The organism is Kitasatospora kazusensis (genome assembly GCF_039529945.1).
GTDB lineage: Bacteria > Actinomycetota > Actinomycetes > Streptomycetales > Streptomycetaceae > Kitasatospora > Kitasatospora kazusensis.
Map to the genome: position 1 here is coordinate 1 of NZ_BAAANT010000022.1, position 22,027 is coordinate 22,027.

A 22,027-nucleotide genomic window follows, 5' to 3' on the forward strand; every position below is an offset into this window, starting at 1 on the left:
GTGGGGGCACCTCCCGGCCGAAGGCTGGGAGGTGCCCCCACGCGCCCCTTCTGTGCTGCACCACCCCCGGTAGGGTTGCGCGGGTGATCACCTGCAGCACGCTGTCGAGCGAACTGACCGAGCCGCTGGCCGCCACCGCCGCGACCGCCACCACCTGGCTGCTGATCGAGCAGAGCGGGCCCTGGGGCGCCAAGGCGCTCGCCGAGAGCCACCTGGATCCCGCGGTCGGCAGGGCCCTCGACACGGCGTGTGCCGGTACGGGCGTGCGGGCGGCGCTGATCCGGCGTCCCGGACGGCACCCGGACGCCGGGCCGGACGGGCACCACGAGGTGATCGTCGCGCACACCGCGCCGGGCCGTTCCTGGGTACGGCGCCACCGGGTCGCCGACCCCGCCGAGTTGCTCGCCGTGGACTTCGCCGCGCTCGGCGCGGGCGAGCACGGCGGCCTGGGCACCGCCCACCCGGGGGGCCCGATCGCGCTGGTGTGCACCAACGGCCGCCGCGACCGCTGCTGTGCGCTGCTCGGCCGCCCGCTCGCGGCGGAGCTGGCGGCGGCCGGGCACGGCGAGGTCTGGGAGGTCACCCATCTCGGCGGGCACCGCTTCTCGCCGACGATGCTGGTGCTGCCGTACGGCTACGCGTACGGACGGCTGACCGGCACCTCCGCCAAGGAGGTGCTGGCGGCGACGGCCACCGGGCGTACCGTGCCCGAGTGGTCGCGCGGGCGTTCCTGCTGGGAGCGGCCGGGGCAGGCCGCCGAGCAGGCCGTCCGGCTGCTGACCGGGGAGACCGGCGCGGAGGCGCTGACGCTCACCCAGCAGCCGGCCGGCGAGGGCCGCTGGAGTGTGACGGTCCGGCACACCGACGGCCGCACCTGGGAGGTCGAAGTGGCCCAGACCCCGAGCGAACCGGCCCGCCCGGAAAGCTGCGGCAAGCCTGTCGGCAACCCGGCCCGCATGGACGTCCTCAACGTGCGCTGACGGTTACCCCCAGGGGCGCGTGGGGGCACCCGATTGCGTACGGATCAGGTCACCCGGTAGCGGTGTTCCGGGCGGCCGGTGGTGCCGTAGCGCAGTTCCAGGCGGGCCAGGCCCTCGCGGACCAGGTAGGAGAGGTAGCGCTGCGCCGTCGCCCGGGAGACGCCGGTCTGTTCGGCGACCTGTGCGGCCGACAGGTCGCGGCCGCCGGCGCGGACGGCTGCCAGGACCAGGGACAGCGTCGGCGCCGAGTGGCCCTTGGCCGGGACGGCGGGGAGGGCGGTCGGGCGGGTGGCGCTGAAGAGGGCGTCCACCTCGGCCTGGCCGTTCTCCGCGACCGGGTCCAGTGCCGCGACCCGCTCGCGGAGCTCGCGGTAGGCGGCCAGCCGTTCTTCGAGGGCGGCGAAGCCGAAGGGCTTGACCAGGTAGCCCGTCGCGCCGAGCTGCATCGCGGAGCGGACGGAGGCGACGTCCCGGGCCGCAGTGATCATCAGGGTGTCGGGGCGGTCGCCGTCCAGCTCCGCGAGCAGACGCCGCAGCACCTCCAGGCCGCTGCCGTCCGGCAGGTAGACGTCGAGCAGCAGCAGGTCCGGCCGGAGCTCGCGGACGGCGTCCACCGCCGCCGCGACCGATCCCGCCTGGCCGACCACCTCGAAGCCCGGCACCCGGGCCGCGTAGGCCGAGTGGATGGCGCTCACCCGGAAGTCGTCGTCCACCACGAGCGTCCTGATCACCGCACACCCTCCAGTACGTTCGGCACCACCGTGAAGACCGCTCCGAGCGGGGCGGGGTCGTCGTCCGGCAGTGGCAGCACCACGGTGAACACGGCCCCCGGGCCCTCGCTCACGGTGATCGTGCCGCCGTGCCGCTGCACCAGCCGGTGGACCAGCGCCAGCCCGAGCCCGCGCCGGGCGGTGCCCCGGTCCGGGCTGGTGGACCAGCCGTCCTCGAAGATCGATTCGGCGGCGCCGGGCGGGATGCCGGGCCCGTCGTCGCTGACCCGCAGCAGGATCTCGTACGGCGACTCGACCAGTGCGAGCCTGACCTGCCCGCCACTGCCCACCGCCTCCACGGCGTTGTCCAGCAGGTTGCCCGCGATGGTGAGGAGCCGGCGCAGGTGGCCGGGCTGCTCGCCGAGCCGGGAGTCCTCGGTCAGCACGACGCGGACCCCGCGTTCGGCGGCCACCGCGGTCTTGGCCACGATCAGTCCGATCATCAGCGGGTTGGCGATCCGCTCCCGGACGCCCTCGGCGAGCGCCGGCTCGGCCTGGCCGAGCTCGACGGCGTACTCCAGCGCGGCCTCGTGGTCGCCGAGCTCCAGCAGCCCGGCGAGCGTGTGCATCCGGTTGGCGAACTCGTGCTGCTGGGCGCGGAGCGCGTCGGTGAGACCGCGTACGGAGTCCAGTTCGCGCAGCAGGCCGACCAGCTCGGTGCGGTCGCGGACGGTGACGACCGCGCCGAGCTTACGGCCGTGCAGGACGACCGGCATGTGGTTGACGGCCAGGCAGTGGCCGTCGGTGAGGACGGTGATGTCCACGCCCTCCAGGGTGCCGTCCAGCGCGCGGCGCAGCCGGCCTTCCGGCAGCACCTCGTCGAGCCGGGAGCCGAGCGCGGTGCCGAGGCCGAGCAGTCGGCGGGCCTCGCCGTTGACCACGCTGATCCTGCCCTGCGGGTCGAAGGCGATCACGCCCTCCTTGATGCCGTGCAGCATCGCCTCGCGGTCCTGGAGCAGCCCGGCGATCTCCTCCAGTTCGAGGCCGAAGGTGGAGCGCTTGAGCCGCCGGGCGAGCAGGTAGGAGGCGGCGGCGCCGACGGCGAGGGCGATCGCGGCGAACAGGGCGAAGGTCGGCAGTTCCCCGAGCAGCCGGCCGACGGCCTGCTTCTCGGCGATGCCGACGGAGACCTCGCCGATCACGGTCCCGGCCGGGTCGCGCAGCGGCACCTTGGCGTTGGCCGACCGGCCCGTCGCGCCGTTGTCCATCCCGGTGTAGGTGCGGCCGTCCAGCACCGCGAGCGGCTCCTCCACGCGCTTGCCGATCAGGATGGGCTGCGGGTGGGAGTGCCGGATCCGGTGCAGGTCGATCACCACCACGTAGGTGGCTCCGGAGGCGTGCTCGATCCGGCCGGCGACGGTCTGGACCACGTCCCCGCCGGCGCCGTCGGCCATCGCCCGGACGATCTGCGGGTCGGTGGCGGCGGTCTGCGCGATGGCGAGCGCGCGGCTCTGGTACTCGTGGTCCAGCGCGTCCCGCTGCGCGTAGGCGAACAGGACGAAGCCGATGGCGCTGGTGATGGCCAGGATGAGCAGCTGGCTGACCAGGATGCGGGCGGACAGTTTCCTGCGCCGGCCGGGCCGTCGGGCCATCGGGCTTACCTCCGTACCGCGCATACCCCCCGTCGCGCACCTGCGTGTGTCAGCCGAGTGTGCCTGGTGAAACGTCCTTTGCCCAGCCCCGGGACGGTGAGCAGAACGAGCAGAACCCCCCGGAACGCGGTGAAGCCGCGCAACGCTCGCAAGACTCCCGCCACCCCGGCGCGCCGACCTACCTTCTCGGCACCACGCAACACCCCGGAAACACGGAAGGGGTGGCTGAGGAGACCAAGGAGGCGGATTCGATGGCTGCGCGAAACGACGTCGCGACGAGCCCGGCCGCAGGACGTACCGTCCGGGACGGTGCCCGGATCGAGATCTCGGGTGTGACCAAGCGGTTCCTGACCCCGAGCGGCGAGGCCTTCACGGCGACCCGCGGGGTGGACTTCACCGTCGAGCCGGGGCAGTTCTGCGCGGTCGTCGGACCGACCGGCTGCGGCAAGTCGACGACCCTGAGCCTGGTGTCCGGCCTGGACCGGCCGAGCGAGGGCTCCGTCCGGGTCGGCGGGCGCGAGGTGGACGGGATCACCGACGGCATCGGCTTCATGTTCCAGGCGGACGCGCTGCTGCCGTGGAAGACGGTGCTGGGCAACGTGGCGATGGGTCCGGTGTTCCGGGGCGTGGGGAAGGCGAAGGCCAACGCCGCCGCGCGGGACTGGCTGCGCCGGGTCGGCCTCGTCGGGTTCGAGGACCACCACCCGCACCAGCTCTCCGGCGGCATGCGCAAGCGGGTGGCGATGGCTGCCGCGCTGATCAACGAGCCGTCGATCCTGCTGATGGACGAGCCCTTCGGCGCCCTGGACGTCCAGACCAAGGCGATCATGCAGAACGAGCTGCTGGGCCTGTGGGAGCAGCTGCGCCCCTCGGTCGTCTTCATCACCCACGACCTGGAGGAGGCGGTGGCGCTCGCCGACCGGGTGGTCGTGATGACCTCCGGCCCGGGCTCGGTGAAGGCGGTCTACGACATCGACCTGCCGCGCCCGCGCGGTTCGGTGCAGGACATCCGGTTCCAGCCGCGCTTCCTCGAACTCCACCACCAGATCTGGGCCTCGCTCCGCGAAGAGGTGGAGCGCGCCTATGCACGCACGACGGGAGAGACGTCATGAGCAGTGCCTCCGCTGTCGCGAAGGTCAAGGCGGCGCCCACGGACACCGCTGCCGCGGGTGCCGGGGTGCGCGCGGTCCGGCGGCGCAAGCTGCTGGTCCTGACGGCCCAGTTGGGTCTGGCCGGCTTCATCGTCGGCGGCTGGCAGCTGGTCACCACGTTGGGCTGGCTCGACCCGTTCTTCTTCGGGCAGCCCAGCGGGATCGCCCAGCGGCTGGCCGACTTCTTCTCGAAGGGCGACCAGGCCACCGAGTTCGGCTCGTTCTGGCTGCAGATCGAGACGACCCTGAGGGAGGCGGTGTTCGGCTTCGCCGTCGGCGCCTCGGCCGGTGTGGTCCTCGGTGTGCTGCTCGGTCAGAACCGGTTCCTCGCCGATGTGCTGGGCCCGTTCATCAAGATCGTGAACGCCATTCCGCGCATCGTGCTCGGGTCGATCTTCGTGGTCGCGTTCGGCATCGGTGAGACGCCGAAGGTGCTGCTCGCCGCGGTGCTGGTGTTCTTCATCGTCTTCTTCAACGCCTTCCAGGGCGTCCGGGAGGTCGATCGCAACATCCTCAACAACGCCCGGGTACTGGGCGCGTCGCCGCTGCAGATCGTCCGCCACGTCGTGCTGCCGTCGGCGCTCACCTGGATCACCGCCAGCCTGCACACCGCCTTCGGCTTCGCCATCGTCGGCGCGCTGGTGGGCGAGGTGCTCGGCGCGCAGGCCGGGCTGGGGCTGGTCATCAAGACCGCGCAGAACCAGTTCGACCCGAACGGCGTGTTCGCCACGATGTTCGTGATCGCGGTCATCGTCCTGCTCGCCGAGTGGCTCATCACCAAGCTCGAACGACGGCTGCTCTCCTGGCGCCCGCCGTCCCCGTCCGAGAGCGGCGTCATCTAGCGGTCGTCCAGCAGTCCCCACAGCTCGCCACCCCGAGCAACTCCCCCACGCAGTACCACCCCCGAAGGGACAGCCATGTTCAAGCGGACTCTCACCGGATCGCTGGTCGGCGCTCTCGCGCTCGGCCTCACCCTCACCGCCTGCTCCTCCGGCTCCACGAACGGCGCCGGCGGCGGCGTGCCGACGGTGAAGATCATGGTCGGCGGTGTCGACAAGCAGATCTACCTGCCGTTCCAGCTGGCCCAGCAGCTCGGCTTCTACAAGCAGTACGGCGTCAACGTGGTGCTCAGCACCGAGGACGCCTCCATCGGTGCCGAGGACGCCATGCTGTCCGGCCAGGTCGACATGGCCGGTGCCTGGTACAACCACACCATCGAGCTCCAGGCGAAGGGCAAGTCGGTCGAGGACATCGTCCAGCTCTCCGGCGCACCGGGCGAGCGCGAGATGTGCGGGACCAAGAGCGGCGTCCACTCCGGTGCGGACTTCGCGGGCAAGACCCTCGGCGTCACCGACCTCGGCTCGGGCACCGACGTCCTCACCCAGCTGGTCGCCGCCCAGAGCAAGCTGACGACGAGCCAGTTCAGCCGGATCGGGGTCGGCGCCGGGGCCACGGCGGTCGCCGCGCTGCAGAACGGCAAGACGGCCTGCGTCATGACCACCCAGCCGACCGTGACGGCCATCCAGAAGAAGGGCATCGGCTACTCGGCGGTCGACCTGGCCACCACCGACGGCGCCAAGGCCCTGCTGGGCGGCACCTGGCCGTCGGCCACCGCACTCGCGAAGACCGCGTGGGTGAACTCCCACAAGGACACCGCCCAGAAGGTCGTCACGGCACTGGTCGCCACGATGCACTGGATGGACGCGCACTCCGCCGCCGACATCGCGAACGCGCTGCCCCCGTCCTTCGTCAGCAACAGCTCGGTGAGCAAGGACGACTACATCGCCGCGCTGACCCAGGACAAGGGCCAGTTCCTGCCGGACGGCATCATGCCGGCCGGTGGCCCGAAGAACGTCCTGGCGACCGAGAAGCTGGTCGGCACCAAGACCGACGCGGTGAACCTGGGCACGACCTTCACCAACGAGTTCGCGATCAACGCCAACAAGACCCTGGGCGTCACGCCCACCACCACCCCGGCCGACGCCAACGGCTGAACCGGCCCCCTCGAACACCCCCGGGCGCGACCCCCACCGCGCCCGGGGGCCCTTTGGCAGCCGACCGGCCACAACAGGGGCGCGGGGAACTGCGCGAAACCGGAAGGCACCAACCCGCACCCTTCGCTTCGCGCAATCCCCCGCGTCTGTGGCCGGCGGAGCCGGCTATGCCGCTCCGGCGCCCGTGAGGGAGCGGACCTCCAGCTCGGCGTACTTGTCCGGGTCGGCGGCCTCCTGGGAGGTCAGCGTGCCGAGCCAGCCGGCCAGGAAGCCCAGCGGGATGGAGACCAGTCCGGGGTTCTCCAGCGGGAACCAGTGGAAGTCGACGCCGGGGAAGATCGCCGTCTTCGCGCCGGAGACCACCGGCGAGAAGACCACCAGCAGGACGGCGGGGATCAGCCCGCCGTAGACCGACCAGACCGCGCCGCGGGTGGTGAAGCGGCTCCAGAACAGGCTGTAGAGCAGGGTCGGGAGGTTGGCGGAGGCCGCGACGGCGAAGGCCAGGCCGACCAGGAAGGCGGTGTTCAGCTGCTGCGCGAAGAGGCTGAGCACGATCGCCGCCGCGCCGATCACCACCGCGGCGGCCCGGGCCACCACCAGTTCCTCGCGTTCGGTCGCCTCCGGCCGGTCCGCGCGGCGCCAGGCCCGTGCGTAGAGGTCGTGCGCGAACGCGGCCGAGGCGGCCAGGGTGAGCCCCGCGACCACGGCCAGGATGGTGGCGAAGGCGATCGCCGAGATCAGGGCGAACAGCACCACGCCCGCCGTGCTGGCCGCGCCGCCGCCGAGGTCGAGTGCCAGCAGCGGGACGGCGGTGTTGCCCGCCGGGTTCGCCGCCTTCACGGCCTTCGCGCCGACCAGCGCGGTGGCGCCGAGGCCGAGCACGATCGCCATCAGGTAGAAACCGCCGATCAGCCCGATCGCCCACATGGTGGAGCGCCGGGCGGCCCGGGCGGTGGGGACGGTGTAGAAGCGGGACAGGATGTGCGGCAGGCCCGCCGTGCCGAGCACCAGGCCGAGGCCCAGGCTGAAGAAGTCGAGCCGGCTGGTGGTGGTCGCGCCGTACTTGAGGCCCGGCTCCAGGTACGCCTGGCCGTGCCCGCTGCCGTGGGCGGCGGAGCGCATCAGCTCGGCGAGGTTGCCGTGGAAGCGGATCACCACCAGTGCGGTGAGCAGCACGGCTCCGGCGATCAGCACGAAGGCCTTGACGATCTGGATCCAGGTGGTGGCCTTCATCCCGCCGACCGTCACGTAGATGATCATCAGGGCGCCGACGCCGACGATGGCCCAGGTCTTCGCCTGCCCGCTGCTGGTGCCGAGCAGCAGGGTGACCAGGCTGCCCGCGCCGACCATCTGGGCGATCAAATAGAGCAGCGTGACGACCACGCTGGCGCTGCCGGCCGCGGCCCGCAGCGGGCGCTCGCGCATCCGCAGCGCCAGCACGTCGGCCAGGGTGTAGCGGCCGGAGTTGCGGACCAGTTCGGCGACCAGCATCAGCACCACCAGCCAGGCGACCAGGAAGCCGATGCTGTAGAGCACCCCGTCGTAGCCGTACAGCGCGATCAGGCCGGTGACGCCGAGGAAGGAGGCGGCCGAGAGGTAGTCGCCGGAGAGGGCGAAGCCGTTCTGCAGGGGGGTGAAGCCGCGCCCGCCGGCGAAGAAGTCCTCGGCGGCCTGGCCCCGTCGGCCGACCCAGAGGGTGATGCCGAGGGTGACCAGGACGACCACCGCGAAGAGTACGAGGGCGAGGTCGTGGTGCTGGCCGGTGGTCACCGGCGCGAGGTGGGCGGCGGCGGGCAGCGGTGCGGGCGCGGGGGCCGGCCCGGGCACGGTGTCCGGGACGGGGCGCAGGGCGGGGGTCATCGGAGCTGGTCCTGGGTGTCCCAGCGCAGCCCGAGGGCGGCGCGGTCGCGCTTGGTGCGGGCGTTGCGGGCGTAGAGCCAGGTCAGCACGAAGGTCGACACGAACTGGAGCAGGCCGACCAGCCAGGCGACGTTGAGCGGGCCGGCGACCTGTCGCCGCATCAGCTCCGGCGCGGCGGCCTGCGCGCCGAGGTAGAGCAGGTACCAGCCGAGGAAGACCGCGGTGGCGGGGAAGACGAAGCCGCGGTACCCGTCCCGGATCTCCTGGAACGCCGCGCTGGCCTGCACCGTCCGGTAGACCTCGGCGGCGTCCACGGCCGGCGGCTCGGGCACCGCCGGGGTGGTCGTCGCGGCCGGGGCCGCTGCCACCGGCACCGCCGCCTGCGCGGGCACCGCCGTCGGACGCGCCGTGGGGGCGGTCAGGCGCGCCTTCGCTGCCTTGCGGACCGCGGTACGCCCGATGGGCTGGGCGGCCCACCAGTCGAACCTCTCCTGCTGTGCCAATGCTGCTCCTGAACCGGGACGCCTTCATGGGTGGGCAGGCGTCGGTGGGTCGGCGCCGGAGGGGTCGGTTCCGGTCGCACGGTATCCGGACCAGGATGGTCGGGCCGGGCACGCCCTAGCGAGCCCAGGCAGATACGTTCACTCAAACAGGTGAGGGCCAATCAGGTGACGATCCGCCGGATCGGCGGGTAAGATCACGAGTTTCGCCGGATGCCGTGCCGGAACGCGTACGCCACCGCCTGTGCCCGGTCCCGGACGGCCGTCTTGGCGAAGAGGTTGTTGATGTGGGTCTTCACCGTCGCCGGGCTGACGAAGAGCTGCTGCGCGATCTCGGTGTTCGACAGTCCGTCCGCGATCAGCGCCAGTACCTCCGCCTCCCGGGCCGTCAGGCCGTCCGGCAGCTCGGCCGGACCGGCCGGCGCGGCCGAGAGCCGCTCCAGCAGCCGCCGCTGCACCTGCGGCGAGAGGCCGGCCGCGCCGGAGCGGACGTCCGCGATGGCCCGGGCGATCTCCTCGCCCCCGGCGTCCTTGGTGAGGTATCCGCGCGCCCCGGCCTGGAGGGCGGGGAAGAGCGACTCGTCGTCGGCGTAGGTGGTGAGCACCACCACCTCGGTCGCGGGGTGCGCCGTCCGGATCCGCCGGGTGGCCTCGACCCCGTCGCAGCGGGGCATCCTGAGGTCCATCAGGACGACGTCCGGCCCGTACCGCTCGACCAGCCGGACGGCCTCCTCGCCGTCGGCCGCCGCGCCGACCACCTCGATCCCGGGCAACAGCCCCAGCAGCATCACGATCCCCTCGCGCACCACCGTCTGATCGTCCGCCACCAGGACCCTGATCGGCCTGTCACTCATCGGGGCACCCGCAGCAGCACACGCCATCCTCCCTCGTCGGGGCCCGCGACCAGCGTGCCACCGAGCAACTCCGCGCGTTCGCGCATCCCGAGCAGACCGTACCCGCTGCCCGCCGACGCCAGCTCCCCGGACGCCTCGCCGCGCGGCGGACGGCTGTTGCGGACCTCCAGTTCGACCGCGCCCTCCGGGTAGGCCAGCCGCACCGTCACCCGGCTGCCCGGGGCGTGCTTGCGGACGTTGGTGAACGCCTCCTGCGCCGTGCGGCGCACGGCCAGCCCGGTCTCGGCGTCGAGCGGGGCGGCCGTCCCCTCGACGGTCAGCACGGCCCCCTCACGCTGCGTCAGTCCGGCCAGGAACTCCCCCACCGGCGTGAACTCGCCGCGCAGCGCCGACAGCGCCTGGCGGGTCTCGGCCAGCCCGTCCTGCGCCATCCGCCGCGCGGCCACCACCCGTTCGCGGACCTGCTCCCGGCTCGCCCCGCCGTCCAGCATCAGCCGGGCCGCCTCCAGGTGGACCAGCTGCGCGGAGAGGCTGTGCGCCAGCACGTCATGGATCTCCCGGGCGATCCTGGCCCGTTCGGCGAGGGCCGCCGACTCCGCCTCCGCCGCACGGGCGGCCCGCTCCTGCGCCAGCAGCCGGTGCGCGGTGCCCCGCGCCTCGGCGTCCAGCCGGAGCAGGTAGCCGAGCAGTGCGAGCCCGCCGACCGTGGACGTGACACCCAGCCAGCTGTCCCAGCTCGCCAGCGTGTACGAGCCGAAGGCCGCGCCGGCCGTCGGCACCGCGTACACCAGCGGCAGCCGGACGAGCGCGATGACTCCGAGCCCGAGCCAGACCATGTCGGAGAGCAGGTAGGCGTGCCCCCACTCGGCCGTCGTGGCGACGGCCAGCAGACCGGCCGCCGCCGCGATGCCGGGCCCGAGCCGGTGGGCCAGCGTGTACCGGAAGAACACGACGGCCGACGCGACGGCCGCCACCAGCCCTGCTCCCGCCCAGACCGCGTGCCAACCGGTGAAGTGCCCGCGTGAGTACGTCCCCCAGACCAGCACCACCAGCAGCACCAGCCGGGTGAGCAGCATCAGCGTCGCCCTGGCCGGACTCTGGGCCTCCCGGTTCAGCCCCTCCCGGGGCGGCCAGCGGGTCCAGCCGGTCGGCAGCAGCGGCACGGGGAGGTCCATTCCGGGGAGGTTCGGCGGCCGTCAGCGGGCGGCAGGGACACGGTACGACGGCTCCAGCGTGCGGGCCCGCCACCCGAGGACGACGCCACGCACCAGCAGCAGCGCGGCCAGCGCCAGCATCAGCGAGTTCGTCCCCTGGTGCACTCCGAGCGCGGAGCCGAGCACGTACAGTCCGCCGCGCAGCACGATCATGCCGGCCCAGGCGGCGAGTGCGGCCGGGCTGCCCTTGGTCCAGAGGCTGCCGTCCTCGGCGTACCAGAGCCGGGCCGTCCAGCCCCAGACGCTGCCCAGGGCGATCTCCACCAGCACACCGGCGGCGAGCAGCGCGACGGACGCGGCCTGGTGGTGCGGGTCCAGCAGGTGCGGGTCGCGCAGCGCCAGGAAGGCGAGGATCACCGGGATCAGCCAGACGCGGCGCTCGGTGTCGAACTTCCGCGCCTTGAACTGGCGGGCGACGACCAGGGCGATCACCGCGACGATTGCCAGGATGTTCAGCGTGCCGTTCATGGGGTGGGCTCCGTACCGGGAGGGGACTGTCCGACGTCTCCCACGCTAGGGATCGCGGGCCTCCGGGTGATCGGCGCCAGGGTGGAACCGACGGCGGAGGGGCTCTCCACCCGCAGGTGGAGAGCCCCTCCGGGGTGACCGCGGGCTCAGGCGTCGATGCGCGAGCGGTCCATGGTCGCCGCCGAGTCGACGATGAACTCCTTGCGGGGTGCCACGTCGTTGCCCATCAGCAGGTCGAAGGTCTTCTCCGCCAGCTCCATGTCGCCCAGGTTGATCCGGCGCAGCGTCCGGTGGCGCGGGTCCATGGTGGTCTCGGCCAGCTGGTCGGCGTCCATCTCGCCGAGGCCCTTGTACCGCTGCACCGGCTCCTTCCAGCGCAGCCCCTTGCGCTGGAACTCCAGCATCGTGCTGCGGAGTTCGGAGTCGGAGTAGGTGTAGTGGTACTTCTCCTGGCCGCGCTTGGGGTTGGTGAGCTCGATCCGGTGCAGCGGCGGGACGGCGGCGAAGACCCGGCCCTGCTCCACCATCGGCCGCATGTAGCGCTGAAAGAGCGTCAGCAGCAGGATGCGGATGTGCGATCCGTCGACGTCGGCGTCGGCCATGAAGATGACCCGGCCGTAGCGGGCCTGGTCGATGTCGAAGGTCCGGCCGGAGCCGGCCCCTATCACCTGGATGATCGAGGCGCACTCGGCGTTCTTGAGCATGTCGGCGACGGACGCCTTCTGCACGTTCAGGATCTTGCCGCGGATCGGCAGCAGCGCCTGGAACTCCGAGTTGCGGGCCAGCTTGGCGGTGCCGAGCGCGGAGTCGCCCTCGACGATGAAGAGTTCGCTGCGCTCGACGTCGTCGCTGCGGCAGTCGGCGAGCTTGGCGGGCAGCGAGGAGGTCTCCAGCGCGGTCTTCCGGCGCTGCGCCTCCTTGTGCTGGCGGGCCGCCACCCGGGTGCGGGCGGCGGCGACGACCTTCTCCATGACGGCCCGGGCCTGGGCCTTCTCGTCCTTCTTGGCGGAGGTCAGGAAGGCCTTGAGCTCCTTGGCCACGACGGCCGCGACGATCCGGTTGGCCGCAGAGGTGCCGAGCACCTCCTTGGTCTGGCCCTCGAACTGCGGCTCGGCGAGCCGGACGGTGACCACCGCGGTGAGGCCCTCGGTGGTGTCGTCCTTGGTGACGTCGTCCTCGGCGACCCGCAGCAGCTTGCTCGCCCGGAGCGCCTCGTTGACGGTCTTGGCGAGCGAGCGCTCGAAACCGGTGACGTGGGTGCCGCCCTTGGGCGTCGCGATGATGTTGACGAAGGAGCGCAACGTGGTGTCGTACCCGGCGCCCCAGCGCAGTGCGATGTCGACGCCGAGCTGGCGGGTGACCTCGGTCGGGGTCATGTGGCCGAGCTCGTCCAGGACGGGCACGGTCTCCTTGAAGCTCCCCTCACCCTGCAGCCGCAGCACGTCGGAGACGGCCTTGTCGGGGGCGAGGAACTCGCAGAACTCGCCGATGCCGCCGTCGAAGCGGAAGGTGTCCTCCTGGACCTTCTCACTCTCCGTCAGCCGCTCGTCACGGACGATGATGGTGAGGCCGGGGACCAGGAAGGCGGTCTGCCGGGCCCGGCTGTGCAGGCCTTCGAGGGAGAGCTTCGCCTCCTTGAGGAAGATCTGCCGGTCGGCCCAGTAGCGGATCCGGGTGCCCGTCCGGCCCTTGGGGACCTTGCCCTTGCGGGTCAGGCCGTTGGCCGGCTCGAAGGGCGCGTCCGGGGTGAGCTCGGTGAAGATGCCCGGTGCGCCGCGGCGGAAGCTGATCGCGTGGGTGTGGCCGCTGCGGTCGACCTCGACGTCGAGGCGGGCGGACAGGGCGTTCACCACCGAGGCGCCGACGCCGTGCAGGCCGCCGGAGGCGGCGTACGAGCCGCCGCCGAACTTGCCGCCGGCGTGCAGCTTGGTCAGCACCACCTCGACGCCGGACAGCCCGGTCTTCGGCTCGACGTCGACCGGGATGCCACGGCCGTTGTCGCGGACCTCGACCGAGGAGTCGTTGTGCAGGACCACCTCGATCCGGTCGCAGAAGCCGCCGAGCGCCTCGTCGACCGAGTTGTCGATGATCTCCCAGAGGCAGTGCATGAGACCGCGGCTGTCGGTGGAACCGATGTACATGCCGGGGCGCTTGCGGACGGCCTCCAGGCCCTCCAGGACGAGCAGGTGCCGGGCGGTGTAGTTGGAACCGTCGTCGACCAGCCGGCCGGTCGCGTCGGCGCTCATGCGCTCACCTCGCAACCCGTAACCGGGGTCTCACGCACCGTGCTCGTTCCCACCGTTCGCTTGCTCCGCTCGCTCACGCGGCGCACTCCTCAATGAAGTTCTGACTCGTCTGACGTCTGGTCCGGCCGGCCCGGCCGGCTCCCACAGTGTTCCCAATGCCTGAGACAGAGACGGTTGGAGCCCTCTCGGCTTGTACGCGCTGCGCGAACAAGACCTTCGCCGGGGACGGGGACTCCGGAGCGCCATCTCCACCTGTCGCCACGGGTCCTGGCGAACCGTAGCGTGCGGCACAGGCGGCCGAACTGCTGAGATGCAGGCTACCCGGGCCGGAGCCGGGGCTTATGCTCCAACCCAGCGGAGGATTATGCTACGCGGATCCCGGACGTCGCCTCGATCGGACGTTCGAGCTGTACGGCGGACCTTGAGAACCGGTACGCATGAATCACCGGCGCTCTGGGCACGTCCTCAGCAACACCACATGCAGAATCCTCAGAGAAGAAAAGCCACGAGCGGGAACGTTTTCGGCCTGGTTGGATGTTGACCCTGGTACGACAGCTCGTCGAGCTAGAGAAGAGGCGACGTGACTACTGTTCTGACACCTGCGAGCCCGCTGACCGCGGCTGACCGCTGCGACCGCTGCGGCGCCCAGGCCTACCTGCGCGTCGTACTCGCGAGCGGCGGAGAGCTGCTCTTCTGCGCCCACCACGGGCGGAAGTTCGAGCCTGAACTCAAGAAGATCGCCGTCGAGATACAGGACGAGAGTGGTCGTCTCACGACGGCCAGCGCCACGGTCCCCGACGACGAACGCTGATCTCGCGGCTCGCTCGGCGAGCTCCGTCGAGCTAGGCGTGGAGCCGGACGGCAGGTCCCCCTCGGGGGCCCGCCGCCCGGCTCTGGCGTTTTCCGCACCTACGCAGTGCAACGAGGGGCTGACTCTCGGTGCCCTGACGGATCGTGAGGCCCTGACTTCGGAGCGCGGTCACCATGGCGGGATGCGCCCTCGCGACCGGGCCCGGCGTCACCGCCGGGCGGGTTGTCACAACCGGGCATGCCGTCACCGCCGGGCGAGCCGTCACAGCTGGGCGTGCACCGCGTCCGCCACCGCCGACATCCGGGTGTAGACCCCCGGGTGCGCGGCTTCGGCACAACCCGTACCCCAGGAGACCAGCCCGGCCAGCCGGCCGGCCACCACCAGCGGGCCGCCACTGTCGCCCTGGCAGGCGTCCTTGCCGCCTTCGGGCTCGCCCGCGCAGACCATCGAGCGGGCGTCGAAGACGCCGTCGCCGGTGCCCGCCGGGTACGCCCGCGCACAGACGCCGTCCGCCACGATCGGCACCTCGACGCCCTGCAGCGTCCGCGAGTAGCTCCCGTTGCCCCTGGTGTCGCCCCAGCCGTAGACCTGCGCCGGGGTGCCCGCCGCGTACGGCTCCGCCTCCCCCTGGCCGACCAGGTCGAGGAAGGGCCCGCTCTGCGGATCCGCCAGCGTGAGGACCGCCACATCCTGCGTGTTGGTGGCGAACGAGTAGTCGGGGTGGATCCAGATGCCGCTGGGCACGACGGTGAGCTCCCGGCCCTTGCGGCCGGTGATGTCGTCCCGGCCGACGATCACCCTCAGCTCCGGGCGGTCCGTCCGGTTGCCGCGCTCGTCGTAGAAGCAGTGCGCGGCCGTCACCACCTTGGTCGGCGCGACCAGCGTGCCGCCGCAGAACTGCCCCGAGCGCCCGTTGCCGAACTGTGGCCGGCTGGCCAGCGCCACCATCCAGGGATGGTCGGCGACGGTGGCCACCTGGCCGCCCACGATGCGCCGCTGGGCCTGGGCGGGAGCGGCGGCACCGAAGGCGAGCAGCGGCCCGGGGAGGGTGGCCAGCAGCGCCAGGGCAACCGTCCGACGGCGGCGCCCGTGGTGCGGCGGAGCCGAGCAAGCGTCCAGGGTGGGCAGCACCGATGTCTCCAAGGTGTCCGACGACAGGCAATCGACTCAGCGTAATCGACCTGTCACCTGAAGTGCCGTCAACTCGGCCCGCGCCACCCGGACGAGTGATCACGGGGGTCCCGCCGCGCGGTCCGGCACGCACCGACGTGATCCTCCGCGCTCCTCCGCGTGGCCCCGCCCTCCGGGCCCACGCATGCGAAACGGCCCGGAGCTCGGGGCTCCGGGCCGTTTCGACGGCACTTCCCTGGTGCACGGTCCAGGGAGTCGGTGCTTAGTCCAGGTAGTCGCGCAGGACCTGCGAACGCGACGGGTGGCGCAGCTTGGACATGGTCTTCGACTCGATCTGGCGGATGCGCTCACGCGTCACGCCGTAGACCTTGCCGATCTCGTCCAGCGTCTTCGGCTGGCCGTCGGTGAGGCCGAAGCGCATCGAGACCACGCCCGCCTCGCGCTCGCTCAGGGTGTCGAGCACCGAGTGCAGCTGCTCCTGGAGCAGGGTGAAGCTGACCGCGTCGGCCGGGACGACGGCCTCGGAGTCCTCGATGAGGTCACCGAACTCGCTGTCGCCGTCCTCGCCGAGCGGGGTGTGCAGCGAGATCGGCTCGCGGCCGTACTTCTGGACCTCGATGACCTTCTCGGGGGTCATGTCGAGTTCCTTGGCCAGCTCCTCCGGGGTGGGCTCGCGGCCCAGGTCCTGGAGCATCTGGCGCTGGACGCGGGCCAGCTTGTTGATGACCTCGACCATGTGCACCGGGATACGAATGGTGCGGGCCTGGTCGGCCATCGCGCGGGTGATCGCCTGCCGGATCCACCAGGTGGCGTACGTGGAGAACTTGTAGCCCTTGGTGTAGTCGAACTTCTCGACCGCGCGGATCAGACCGAGGTTGCCCTCCTGGATCAGGTCCAGGAAGAGCATGCCGCGACCGGTGTAGCGCTTGGCCAGCGAGACCACCAGGCGGAGGTTGGCCTCCAGCAGGTGGTTCTTGGCCCGGCGGCCGTCCTCGGCGATGATCTCCAGCTCGCGCTTGAGCTTGGGGGCCAGCTTGTCCGCGGCGCTCAGCTTGTCCTCGGCGAAGAGGCCGGCCTCGATGCGCTTGGCGAGCTCGACCTCCTGCTCGGCGTTGAGCAGCGGGACCTTGCCGATCTGCTTCAGGTAGTCCTTGACCGGGTCGGCGGTGGCACCGGCGACCGCGACCTGCTGCGCGGGGGCGTCGTCCTCGTCGTCGTCGGAGAGGACGAAACCCTCCGACTCCTCCTCGGGAGCGTCACCCTCCGTCGCGGCGGGCTTGTCGCCGGGCAGCGCGACGTCCTCGACCTCCTCGTCACCGAGCAGCTCGTCGTCGCCCTTGCCCGCCTTGGCGGTGGTCTTCTTGGCGGCGGTCTTCTTCGCCGGAGCGGCAGCCTTCTTCGCGACGGCCTTCTTGGCGGGGGCGGCGGCCTTCTTGGCAGCGACCCTGGCCTCGGCCATCTCGATGCTGTCCACGACGGTGACCTCGACCGCCGACGTCACCGACGGGACGGACGCGTTCGCCGCGGGGGCGATCCGCACCGGGGGCTTGGTCTGCGGCGTGCGAGTGGTGACCGCCTTGGTCGCCGTGCGCTTGGTGGTGCTCTTGGCCGCGACGCTCTTGCGCTTGGAGCCGGCGGGTTCTGCCGCGCTGACCATGAGGTCCACTCCTTCCTCAATCAGAACCTGGTTGAGGCTGCGCATGACGTTCTTCCACTTGGTGACCGGGATCTGGTCCGCCTCAAAAGCCTGACGCACGTCGTCACCGGCGATCTGCCCCTGGGCCTTGCCCCGCTCGATGAGCGCGAGCAGAGCTGCGGACTCGGCGATCTCGGGGGGGAGCGAACGGGATGTGCTGGCCGACACGAACAACCTCTCGGACGATGAGTGGACTCGAACCCAGTACCGGGCCGCCCGAGGGGGCGGGGAAAGATCACGCGCAGACGCACGCGCTGTCGATTCCGACCGGCTCGGGCTTGAGGACTGGATTTGCAGGACGGCAGCAGCGCCGCGGACCAACACAGCATTCTGACACGGTGGTGGTATTCCCGGAGCTGCCTCCGCTCCGTACACATCGCTGCCGCCCCTCAAGTGTTACGCATAGCCTTCGTGGCGCCGGTCACACCGGCGCCACGAGTCGTCCGGCTGGTCGCGGGTCGGCCTGGCGGGTCAGTGCTCGCGGGGCGCCGGCACCGAGAGCTCGACCTCCGGGTGGACGGTGAGCAGGGCACGGACCGAGGCCTCGGCGGCGGTGCCGTCGCCGGTACCCAGTGCATCGACCAGCCGGGAGTGCAGGCTCACCGAGGAGTCGGACGGGCGCTCGCAGGAGAGCGCCTGGCCGCCGGAGACCTGCAGCGAGCTGGAGATGATGCCCGAGAGGTGCTCCAGCATCCGGTTGCCCGCCATCTGCAACACCAGAATGTGCAGCTCGGTGTCGGCCCGGCCGAAGCTCACCAGGTCGCCCTGGGCGCCGGCGTGGCCCATGATCTCGACCAGCTCGGCCAGCCGCTGCTGGACGTCCTCCCGGCCGTGGCCGGCCGCCAGGCGGGCCGCCAGCGGCTCGATGGCCCAGCGCAGCTCGAACAGCTCGCGGCGCTGCTCGTCGCGCTGCGGGCCGAAGGCGCGCCACTCGATGATGTCCGGGTCGAGCAGGTTCCAGTCGCTGACCGGACGGACCCGGGTACCGACGTTCGGCCGGGCGCTCACCAGGCCCTTGGCCTCCAGAACGCGCAGCGACTCGCGGACGACCGTGCGGGAGACCTCGAACCGCTGGCCGATCTCCTCGGGGACGAGCGGGCGGTCGGCGCCGAGGTCGCCGGAGACGATCATCTGGCCGAGCTGCTGGACCAGCTGGCCGTGCAGGCCGCGCCCACGGCTGCTGGTGGTCTTGCGGCCGACCCGGGAGAGGTCGCTCTCGCCGCCCTCCCACCGGGGGGCGGGCGGGGCAGGCCGATCGGCGTAGGAGAAACGGTCCAGCTCCGCCGGACCGACTGCGTCGGTCGGGCGAGCTGCGGTCATGGTGGGGTGCGCAAGGGTACTCACACGTCCTTTGTCGGCGATCGGCGGGCCCGGCTTGAGAATTCTCGTGAAAAGCACACGAAAGGGTGATCGCCCGTGACTGGATAATTGACCGCTTATCAGCAAGAAGCAGATATTTCGGGCACACTTGGGCGATCATCCTAACTGCTCGTCATTCTGTCTACCTGGTAGGGACGGTGACGCTTCCACGGCTTCGCGCCGGGCGAGCGCACGACGGCTCGGCGGGGGCAGAGATGGGGGCTGAGATGGGGGCTGGGGCTAGGGCTGGGGCTGGGGCTGGGGCTTCAGAGAGTGCGGCGCCGGGCCTGGGCCAGCACGGCCGCGAGCAGGAGCAGACCGAACGACGCGAGTACGGCCGTCAGCAGCACCGGGTCCAGCAGCGTCGCCGCGCTCGGCAGGTCGGCCCCGCGAACGGCGTCCAGGCCGTACTGGAACGGCAGCGACTCCCGGACCTGGACGGGCCAGCCGCGTCCGGTCAGCCGCAGGACCAGCGAGAGGACCGGCTCCAGCAGGGCCGGCAGGGCGCACAGGATGAGCAGGCCCGCCGCCGCGCTGCGCACCAGCGAGGTGGTCAGCAGACCCGTCCAACCCGCCAGGACGACCAGCACCGCGAACACCGCGAGCGGCCGGGCGCCGTCGGCCAGGGCCTGCGGGTCACCGCCGACGGACAGCGCGAGCAGCCGCCCGGGCCGGACGCCGGGCGCGAGCGAGACGCGCAGCACCACCGCGTCCAGCAGCACCGTGCCGAGCGCCAGCAGCGCGGCCAGCAGCCCGGTCACCACGAGCTTCCCGGCGAGCAGTCCGAGCCGCCGCCGGCAGGCGACCCGGGAGGCCGCGAGCCCCGGGTGGCGGACCTCGTGGCCGTACGAGAGCGCGCCCAGCGCGCCCGCCCCCAGCGCGGCGATCGGGAGCGGCAGCAGCGGGACCACGGCCGTGACGGACCGGAGCGCGGCGGCGGCCGACAGCGGCCCGGCGGGCAGCTGCCGGGCCAGCACGGCGGCCACGGCCGCGTCGGCCAGCAGGACGGCGGCGAGGACGAACCAGGTGGAACGGAGGCCGGACAGCCGCCGCACCTCGTAGAGCAGTACGCGCACGGTTCACTCGCTCCGGTGGTCGGGCTGGACGGACTGGGGAGCGGGGTGGGGGGCGGTCAGCCCGACCGCCCGCAGGGTCCGCGCGGTGAAGACCTGCTCGGGGAGTGCCTGCTCGGGCAGGACCTGGTCGAGCAGAACCTGGTCGGACGGCAGATGGCCGGGCGACAGGTACTCCGGGAGGCTCTGGTCCGGAAGCCTGTGGTCGGGGAGGCCCTGGTGCGGTTCGACCTGGCCGGGGAGGCTCTGCTCCGGCTCGGTCCGGACGTGGTCGGCCCCACGGTCGGCCCCACGGTCGGCGTGGACGTGGTCGCCGTGAACGTGGTCGCCGTGAACGTGGTCGCCGTGGATGTGGTCGCCGTGGACCTGGTCGCGCTCAGCCCGACCGGTCCGGAGCCGGACGTGGCCGGAGCGGCCCGATGCGGCGGGGAGGGCCGGGTGCGGGACGGGCTGCTCGACCACCCGGTCGGCGAGTTCGTGCAGCAGGATGCCGTGCCGGTAGGCGAGTTCACCGATCTCGGTCCGGCCGACGCCGCTCACCGCGATACCGGCGCCGCCGTCCCGCCGGACCCGCGCACCCTGGTCCGTCAACAGGTCGGCGAGCCGGGCCATCTGCGGCCCCCGGACGGCGACCTCCGGATGCAGCCTGGTCCGGCGGAAGTCGGTGACCGGCTGGTCGGCGAGCATCCTGCCCCGGTCCAGCGTGACCACCCGGTCGGCCAGATCCGATGCCTCCTGCGGAGCCCTGGTGGTCACCAGGACCGTCCCGCCGGAAGCCGCGAAGGAGCGCAGGAAGGAATGGAACCACTCGGTGTTGCGCGGCGACAGGTCCTCGGTGGGGCAGTCCAGCAGCAGGGCGCCCGGCGAACCGAGCAGGGCAGCCGCGAGGGCGAGGCGCCGGTGCATCCCGGGAGAGAAGGAACGCAGGCGGTGGCCCGCCACGGTCGCCAGCCGGGTCTGTTCGAGCAGCTCGTCCGCACGGCGGGCCGGTACGCCGACCGCACCCGCCAGCATCCGCAGATGACTACGGGCCCGCCGCCCGGGGTGGCCGGCCGACGAGCGCCCGCCGGGGAGCAGTACGCCGACCTCGCGCTCGGGACGGCGCAGCCGACGGTACGTCCGGCCGTCGAACAGCGTGACGCCCTGGCCGCGTTCGAGCTCGACCATCAGCCGCAGGGCGGTGGTCTTGCCCGCCCCTTCGGCTCCCAGCAGGGCGGTCACCATGCCGGGGCGGGTGTCGAAGGCCAGATCGAGCAGGGCCGGTGGGCGGCCCCTGCGATAGATCTTGGTCAGTCCGGTGATCTGGATCATCGCTGCCTGCTCCCACGTCCTCGGCCGACCTGGTCCGCGGAACACGGATGCTTCCCGTGCGTACCCGCGCCAGCACAGTAGGCCGCGGAGGTGGAGAATTCGGGCATTACGGATGGTTCGTGGGCCGCGTGGTCACCCAGCTCACCCGATCAGGGGACATCCTCCGGCTGTGGGAGAGCCTGTTCGGGCGACGGGCGCCGCCCGGGGGGGGGTCAGGCCTCCGGGCGCAGCATCGGGGGGTTGAGGACGGTGGCGCCGCCGGCCTTGAAGAGCTGCGCCGGGCGGCCGCCCTGACGGGTCGTGGTACCGCCGGTCGGCACCAGGAAGCCGGGGGTGCCGGTGACCTTGCGGTGGAAGTTCCGCGGGTCGAGGGCGACGCCCCAGACCGCCTCGTACACCTGGCGCAGCTCTCCGACGGTGAACTCGGGCGGGCAGAAGGCGGTGGCGAGCGAGGAGTACTCGATCTTCGAGCGGGCGCGCTCGACGCCGTCCGCGAGGATTCGCCCGTGGTCGAACGCGAGCGGCACGCCGTCGGCCGGGTTCTGCCCGATCAGCTCCCCCGCCGGGGCCCAGCGGGCGCTGCTGGCGTCGCCACCGGGGCGCGGCGTCGGCAGGTCCGGCGCCAGCGCCAGGTGCGCGACGCTGACGACCCGCATCCGGGGGTCGCGCTGCGGGTGCCCGTAGGTGGCGAGCTGCTCCAGGTGGGCACCGGCCGCCTGGGCGCCGACCACGTGGACACCGTCCGCGACCGCGCCGTCCGCCCCCTGCCCCGGCGTGGGGTGGGCGCGCAGGCCGGTCTCCTCCGAGAGCTCCCGGGAGGCCGCCTCGGCCAGGCCCTCGTCCGGGCGGACGAAGCCGCCGGGCAGCGCCCAGTACCCCTGGAAGGGGGGCTCTCCTCGTCGGACCAGCAGGGCGCACAACGCGTGCTCGCGCACCGTCAGCACCACCAGGTCGACCGTGACAGCGAACGGAGGGAAGGCCGACGGGTCATAACGCGACATGGGACGATGATAGTCG

19 protein-coding genes are annotated in these 22,027 nt (G+C 72.1%); 5 read left to right on the top strand and 14 right to left on the bottom strand.

Features of this window, described 5'->3' with window-relative positions; translation table 11 throughout:
• The first annotated feature begins 83 nt into the window (after positions 1-83).
• Positions 84-980 carry a ferredoxin family protein gene (locus tag ABD330_RS19135; RefSeq protein ID WP_344466640.1) on the top strand — a complete coding sequence of 299 codons (897 nt, stop codon included), beginning with the start codon at positions 84-86 and terminating at the stop codon, positions 978-980.
• A 44-nt stretch (positions 981-1,024) separates the two neighbouring features.
• On the opposite strand, the gene ABD330_RS19140 is transcribed toward ABD330_RS19135, so the two are convergent.
• Positions 1,025-1,711, bottom strand: coding sequence for a response regulator (locus ABD330_RS19140; RefSeq protein ID WP_344466642.1), 687 nt, complete (start codon positions 1,709-1,711; stop codon positions 1,025-1,027).
• Positions 1,708-3,342: an ATP-binding protein gene (locus ABD330_RS19145; protein WP_344466644.1), complete on the bottom strand. Its 1,635-nt coding sequence runs from the start codon at positions 3,340-3,342 to the stop codon at positions 1,708-1,710. Before ABD330_RS19145 ends, ABD330_RS19140 begins: the two co-directional genes overlap by 4 nt.
• Before the next feature lie 251 nt (positions 3,343-3,593).
• On the opposite strand from ABD330_RS19145, the gene ABD330_RS19150 reads away from it, so the two are divergent.
• From ABD330_RS19150 to ABD330_RS19160, 3 genes are all read left to right on the top strand, one after another.
• Positions 3,594-4,454, top strand: a complete 861-nt coding sequence (locus ABD330_RS19150; protein WP_344466646.1) for an ABC transporter ATP-binding protein — start codon at positions 3,594-3,596, stop codon at positions 4,452-4,454.
• Positions 4,451-5,335: an ABC transporter permease gene (locus tag ABD330_RS19155; RefSeq protein ID WP_344466648.1), complete on the top strand. Its 885-nt coding sequence runs from the start codon at positions 4,451-4,453 to the stop codon at positions 5,333-5,335. The genes ABD330_RS19150 and ABD330_RS19155 overlap by 4 nt, the downstream gene beginning before the upstream one ends.
• Positions 5,336-5,410: 75 nt before the next feature.
• Positions 5,411-6,487, top strand: coding sequence for an ABC transporter substrate-binding protein (locus tag ABD330_RS19160; RefSeq protein WP_344466650.1), 1,077 nt, complete (start codon positions 5,411-5,413; stop codon positions 6,485-6,487).
• 165 nt (positions 6,488-6,652) lie between these two features.
• Here the strand turns inward: ABD330_RS19160 and ABD330_RS19165 are convergent, their stop codons facing one another.
• The 6 genes from ABD330_RS19165 to ABD330_RS19190 all read right to left on the bottom strand — a co-directional run bounded on the left by ABD330_RS19165 (position 6,653) and on the right by ABD330_RS19190 (position 13,629).
• Positions 6,653-8,347 (bottom strand): solute symporter family protein, encoded by a 1,695-nt coding sequence (locus ABD330_RS19165; protein ID WP_344466652.1) that lies wholly within the window; start codon positions 8,345-8,347, stop codon positions 6,653-6,655.
• The gene (locus ABD330_RS19170) at positions 8,344-8,850 is read right to left on the bottom strand and encodes a DUF485 domain-containing protein (protein WP_344466654.1); all 507 of its coding nucleotides are present in this window, start codon (positions 8,848-8,850) and stop codon (positions 8,344-8,346) included. The genes ABD330_RS19165 and ABD330_RS19170 overlap by 4 nt, the downstream gene beginning before the upstream one ends.
• Positions 8,851-9,044: 194 nt before the next feature.
• Positions 9,045-9,701: a response regulator transcription factor gene (locus ABD330_RS19175; protein ID WP_344466656.1), complete on the bottom strand. Its 657-nt coding sequence runs from the start codon at positions 9,699-9,701 to the stop codon at positions 9,045-9,047.
• The gene (locus ABD330_RS19180; protein WP_344466658.1) at positions 9,698-10,876 is read right to left on the bottom strand and encodes a sensor histidine kinase; all 1,179 of its coding nucleotides are present in this window, start codon (positions 10,874-10,876) and stop codon (positions 9,698-9,700) included. Before ABD330_RS19180 ends, ABD330_RS19175 begins: the two co-directional genes overlap by 4 nt.
• Positions 10,877-10,897: 21 nt before the next feature.
• The gene (locus tag ABD330_RS19185; RefSeq protein ID WP_344466660.1) at positions 10,898-11,383 is read right to left on the bottom strand and encodes a DUF1453 domain-containing protein; all 486 of its coding nucleotides are present in this window, start codon (positions 11,381-11,383) and stop codon (positions 10,898-10,900) included.
• Between the two features lie 146 nt (positions 11,384-11,529).
• Positions 11,530-13,629, bottom strand: coding sequence for a DNA gyrase/topoisomerase IV subunit B (locus ABD330_RS19190; RefSeq protein ID WP_344466662.1), 2,100 nt, complete (start codon positions 13,627-13,629; stop codon positions 11,530-11,532).
• A gap of 580 nt (positions 13,630-14,209) precedes the next feature.
• On the opposite strand from ABD330_RS19190, the gene ABD330_RS19195 reads away from it, so the two are divergent.
• The gene (locus ABD330_RS19195; RefSeq protein ID WP_344466664.1) at positions 14,210-14,440 is read left to right on the top strand and encodes a DUF7455 domain-containing protein; all 231 of its coding nucleotides are present in this window, start codon (positions 14,210-14,212) and stop codon (positions 14,438-14,440) included.
• Between the two features lie 261 nt (positions 14,441-14,701).
• On the opposite strand, the gene ABD330_RS19200 is transcribed toward ABD330_RS19195, so the two are convergent.
• The 6 genes from ABD330_RS19200 to ABD330_RS19225 form a co-directional block, all read right to left on the bottom strand.
• Positions 14,702-15,571 (bottom strand): S1 family peptidase, encoded by an 870-nt coding sequence (locus tag ABD330_RS19200; RefSeq protein ID WP_344466666.1) that lies wholly within the window; start codon positions 15,569-15,571, stop codon positions 14,702-14,704.
• A 262-nt stretch (positions 15,572-15,833) separates the two neighbouring features.
• Positions 15,834-17,435 (bottom strand): RNA polymerase sigma factor, encoded by a 1,602-nt coding sequence (locus ABD330_RS19205; protein ID WP_344466668.1) that lies wholly within the window; start codon positions 17,433-17,435, stop codon positions 15,834-15,836.
• 303 nt (positions 17,436-17,738) lie between these two features.
• Positions 17,739-18,611: a FadR/GntR family transcriptional regulator gene (locus ABD330_RS19210; protein WP_344466670.1), complete on the bottom strand. Its 873-nt coding sequence runs from the start codon at positions 18,609-18,611 to the stop codon at positions 17,739-17,741.
• Positions 18,612-18,892: 281 nt separating this feature from the next.
• Entirely contained in the window at positions 18,893-19,702 is an 810-nt protein-coding gene (locus ABD330_RS19215; RefSeq protein ID WP_344466672.1) for a hypothetical protein, read from the bottom strand.
• Between the two features lie 3 nt (positions 19,703-19,705).
• Complete coding sequence (locus tag ABD330_RS19220; RefSeq protein ID WP_344466674.1) at positions 19,706-21,010, bottom strand: ATP-binding cassette domain-containing protein; 1,305 nt, start codon at positions 21,008-21,010, stop codon at positions 19,706-19,708.
• Positions 21,011-21,222: 212 nt separating this feature from the next.
• Entirely contained in the window at positions 21,223-22,011 is a 789-nt protein-coding gene (locus ABD330_RS19225; RefSeq protein ID WP_344466676.1) for an NUDIX hydrolase, read from the bottom strand.
• Between the last annotated feature and the right edge of the window lie 16 nt (positions 22,012-22,027).

Bases quoted from the DNA above. Each gene is read 5' to 3' on its own strand.
- ABD330_RS19145 (WP_344466644.1), bottom strand. From the start codon at position 3,342: ATGGCCCGACGGCCCGGCCGGCGCAGGAAACTGTCCGCCCGCATCCTG.
- ABD330_RS19150 (WP_344466646.1), top strand. From the start codon at position 3,594: ATGGCTGCGCGAAACGACGTCGCGACGAGCCCGGCCGCAGGACGTACC.
- ABD330_RS19155 (WP_344466648.1), top strand. From the start codon at position 4,451: ATGAGCAGTGCCTCCGCTGTCGCGAAGGTCAAGGCGGCGCCCACGGAC.
- ABD330_RS19160 (WP_344466650.1), top strand. From the start codon at position 5,411: ATGTTCAAGCGGACTCTCACCGGATCGCTGGTCGGCGCTCTCGCGCTC.
- ABD330_RS19165 (WP_344466652.1), bottom strand. From the start codon at position 8,347: ATGACCCCCGCCCTGCGCCCCGTCCCGGACACCGTGCCCGGGCCGGCC.
- ABD330_RS19175 (WP_344466656.1), bottom strand. From the start codon at position 9,701: ATGAGTGACAGGCCGATCAGGGTCCTGGTGGCGGACGATCAGACGGTG.
- ABD330_RS19180 (WP_344466658.1), bottom strand. From the start codon at position 10,876: ATGGACCTCCCCGTGCCGCTGCTGCCGACCGGCTGGACCCGCTGGCCG.
- ABD330_RS19185 (WP_344466660.1), bottom strand. From the start codon at position 11,383: ATGAACGGCACGCTGAACATCCTGGCAATCGTCGCGGTGATCGCCCTG.
- ABD330_RS19190 (WP_344466662.1), bottom strand. From the start codon at position 13,629: ATGAGCGCCGACGCGACCGGCCGGCTGGTCGACGACGGTTCCAACTAC.
- ABD330_RS19220 (WP_344466674.1), bottom strand. From the start codon at position 21,010: ATGATCCAGATCACCGGACTGACCAAGATCTATCGCAGGGGCCGCCCA.
- ABD330_RS19225 (WP_344466676.1), bottom strand. From the start codon at position 22,011: ATGTCGCGTTATGACCCGTCGGCCTTCCCTCCGTTCGCTGTCACGGTC.